Genomic DNA, 3,493 nt, shown 5'->3' with positions numbered 1-3,493 from the left:
GTGCAGGCTTCAGCCGCCCCGCCTCGCTGCTCCGCAGCGACCCGAGAATCGCCTCAAGGCTAAACACCAACATGCGCTGGTGTGCAGGCTTCAGCCGCCCCGCTTCGCTGCTCCGCAGCGACCCGCATCCCCTCAACGCTGCACGCCAGCACTCCTCACGCCACCTTCTTCCCACACGGCGCCCGCAAATCAAACAGACCAAAAATCTCTTCCCGACTCAGCCCCACGTTTCGCGTCGGCGTTTCGCTGGACGAGAACAGCGTGTCAAACATCTCACGCTTTTGATCCAGCACATCATTGATCCGCTGTTCGATCGTGTTCATCGCCATCATCTTCGTCACCGTGACGGCCCCGGCGGCGCCCAATCGGTGCGCCCGGTTGATCGCCTGGTCTTCGATCGCCGGATTCCACCAGCGGTCGAACAGGAACACGTATTCACAGAACTGCAGATTCAAGCCCACGCTGCCGGCCCCGTAACTCATTAGGATCACGTGGCTGTTGGGGTCCGACTTGAATCGGTCGATCACCGTGTTGCGTTTCTTTTGTGGAATCCTGCCGTGGTATTCCAGCGGACCGAAGGGCTCAAGTGCGTCGCGGATTTTATCGAGACTCTTGACCCACTGGCTGAACACGATCGCCTTCTTACCGCTCGCGGCCACCTCTTCCACGTCGGCGACCAAGCGTTCCAGCTTGCAGCTGCTTCCGGTGACCGGATCGAAGTTGCAGATTTGCTTCAGCCGCAACACCAACTCGAAGACATGCTGAATCGTCAGCGACTGTTCCAGGTTTTCCAGATACAGCACGCCTTCTTTTTCCGCCGCTTCATAAGTCGACCACTGTTCCGGCGTCAGATCCAACTCCGCGTCGCGGTACAGTTTCGGAGGCATGTCGTCGAGCACCATGTCTTTGGTGCGACGCAAGATATAGTCACCGGCCTGTTTCGCGATTTGATTCATCGGCATGCCCGGTTTCAGGTAGCCCGGTGAAAGGAATTCGAAAATGCCGACCAGGTCATCGGGGCAGTTTTCCACCGGAGTCCCCGTCAAGGCCCAGGACCGGGTTCGCGGAATGCTGCGGACGACCAGGCTTGTGGTGCTGCTGCGATTTTTGATCCGTTGTGCTTCGTCCAGCACGACCAGATCAAAATGCATCGAATCGTCCGTCAGGATCGATTGGTCGCGCATCAACAATTCATAGTTGGCGACTTTGACCGGAACCTGGGGCGAACGCCACTGGAATTCTCGTTTGGCCGAGTTGCCTTCGATCGCCGCGATCGGGATCTCCGGCGCCCAGACGCTGAATTCACGCAACCAGTTCGTCACCAGCGGTTTCGGACACACCAACAGCACGCTGCGGACTTCGCCACTGCACAGCAACAATCGGATCGTGCTGATCGCCTGCATCGTTTTCCCCAGTCCCATTTCGTCCGCCAAGATGCCGGCATAACGGGGGAACAGAAACGCCATGCCGTCCAACTGGTACGGAAACGGATCGAAGGGAAAATTCAGTTGCCCGCTGCCGACCAACAGGTCCAACGGGGGTTGCAGCAAGTAGTACAGCCGGTCTTGCAGTTTGACGATGTCCGACGGCGGCTTGATCCGGTTGTGCTTTCGGTGGGGCTTCGACTTTTGTTTCGACTCGCCGGCTGCTGGTGGACGCGCTGATTTGTCCGGGGACGCCGTTTGGGGTGGGATCCAGCGCGCCGAATCGGGAAATTGAAAACCTCGTGCCTGGGTCACCAATTTGGGCAGCCGGATTGGGATCGAGACCGGTTCAATCGTCGGCAGTTCCAGGCCACAGACTTCCGCGGGGAACATCGAATCGGCGACCCAGGAATGAACCGGATCGATGGCCGCAACCAATTCCGATGCGTCGGTGGCCGTGTCGCGTCGTCGGGGAGAAAAGAAACTCATCAGGCCGCTTCCGAACCTTGACGGGACAGTTGCGAGTGGGCTTCTTTGACCGCTTCGCGAATTCGTTCAAAGGGTTCGACCGCGTCGGGCAGGTCGATGTAGAAATTTGCGATGGCATCCAGTTCGGCGTGGCGTTCCATCGGAACCAGAAACGTCGATCCGGCCAGCTGAACCGCTTCGGAGCCCACGAAATCGTTCGCAGCGACCGGCTGCCCGTCCACCGTCGTGGCTTCCAGAACGAGGGCGACCGGTGATTTGGTGAACGATTCTAGTTTCAACCCTTCCGGCAGATCGCAACAGATCAGTGAGAGCGGCGTTCGGCACTTGGAAATCAACAGCTTTCCGATCACCTGGGCGACCAGATGGGAACGCAGCGTGGGGCCGAACAAGATTTCGTGGGCGCGTGTGGGGCGGACCGGCAGGGTGCATTGGAACTCCAGCGGTCGGCCGGCTCGGTCCAAGACCAGCAGTCCGCCGGTCCAGCCGGTCCGCGGGTCATCCACGACGGTAAAATAACCGATCGTCGCGTCATTCTTCTTAGGCAAGTTGTCAGGCATTCGTTCCGAAACCGCGAACAGAAACTGGGAGGTTGGCGGTGTTTCGATCGCGAGAAGGCTCGCGGCCGAATCAGTGGTCACCGCACCGATAGACTTCGGCTTTCTGCTTGCGTTGACTTTAACGGTCACGACGCCGCGGCAGCGACTTGTTGGAAATGAAGAAAACCCGCTTCTGACGATTTTTCCTGGCGTGCGGGGGGAATTTTTCCGGGCTGTTTCCGATTAATCGACAAGCCCATTTTTGTCGGGTTATACTCGGGGCTTCATCGAGACACGCCGGCGGGAAGATTTTTTTGGCTCCGCTAGCAAAAGCAATGTCGCAGCTCCCCAGGATTTATTTCACATGTCGTCATACGAGCACGAACCGCTTTCGCCCGTTTTCCGCATCGACGTGACCGCCGAGTCCGACAGCGAGCCTCGAAAATCCAAGGATCAGGTCGTGGTCGACTTATTGCGTCATTTGGTTGCCGGTCAGCAGCAACAGAACCAATTGCTGGAGCGATTGATTCAGCAGAACAACGCGATGAACGAGCAGCGTGCCAGTGAACTGCAGCAGTGGAAGGAAGCCAACCCGCGGCTGGCTCGATCGTGTCGCGCGGCGGCGGAGACGCTCAGCCGGGTGCAGACGCAATTTTTGGACAATTTGACCGAAGAGATTTGCGACAGCGAAGAGGGATTGGAGGAGAGCGAATTCATTCTGAACGAATTCGTGGACCGTTTCGGCCCCCGCTTGGCCCATCTCAACGGCGTCCTGCAAGTCCTCGCGCAACTGGGCAACGGCGAACCCGCCCAGGTCAGCTAAGCCGTGCAAGCATCCTGCTTGCCTCTGTAAAGTGGGGTAAGCATCTTGCTTGCGTCTCCTGTTCGCTAGCGAACACCCCGCCCCACACCCACCCCAGCCCACGTCCCCCGCCGCCAGGCCCGGACCAACATTTCGGGCGGGCAAGCATGGCCGCTACAGGAGGCGGGCGGAGGTGCAACGAACGTCCCATCGGCGGAGAAAGTCGATGGAAAGGAGTCGGG

At 58.8% G+C, this 3,493-nt stretch carries 3 protein-coding genes; 1 reads left to right on the top strand and 2 read right to left on the bottom strand.

The annotated features are described in order from the left end of the window. Positions 1-155: 155 nt before the first annotated feature. Complete coding sequence (locus tag ABX749_RS26340) at positions 156-1,913, bottom strand: DEAD/DEAH box helicase (RefSeq protein WP_372898625.1); 1,758 nt, start codon at positions 1,911-1,913, stop codon at positions 156-158. After that, positions 1,913-2,470, bottom strand: coding sequence for a hypothetical protein (locus ABX749_RS26335; protein ID WP_372898624.1), 558 nt, complete (start codon positions 2,468-2,470; stop codon positions 1,913-1,915). The genes ABX749_RS26340 and ABX749_RS26335 overlap by 1 nt, the downstream gene beginning before the upstream one ends. 343 nt (positions 2,471-2,813) lie before the next feature. Between ABX749_RS26335 and ABX749_RS26330 the strand changes: the two genes are divergently transcribed. Continuing rightward, entirely contained in the window at positions 2,814-3,272 is a 459-nt protein-coding gene (locus ABX749_RS26330) for a hypothetical protein (protein WP_095741023.1), read from the top strand. The last annotated feature ends 221 nt before the right edge of the window (positions 3,273-3,493 follow it).

Source organism: Stieleria sp. (assembly GCF_041595215.1).
GTDB lineage: Bacteria > Planctomycetota > Planctomycetia > Pirellulales > Pirellulaceae > Stieleria > Stieleria magnilauensis.
This window is presented reverse-complemented; position numbering and strand designations above follow the sequence as displayed.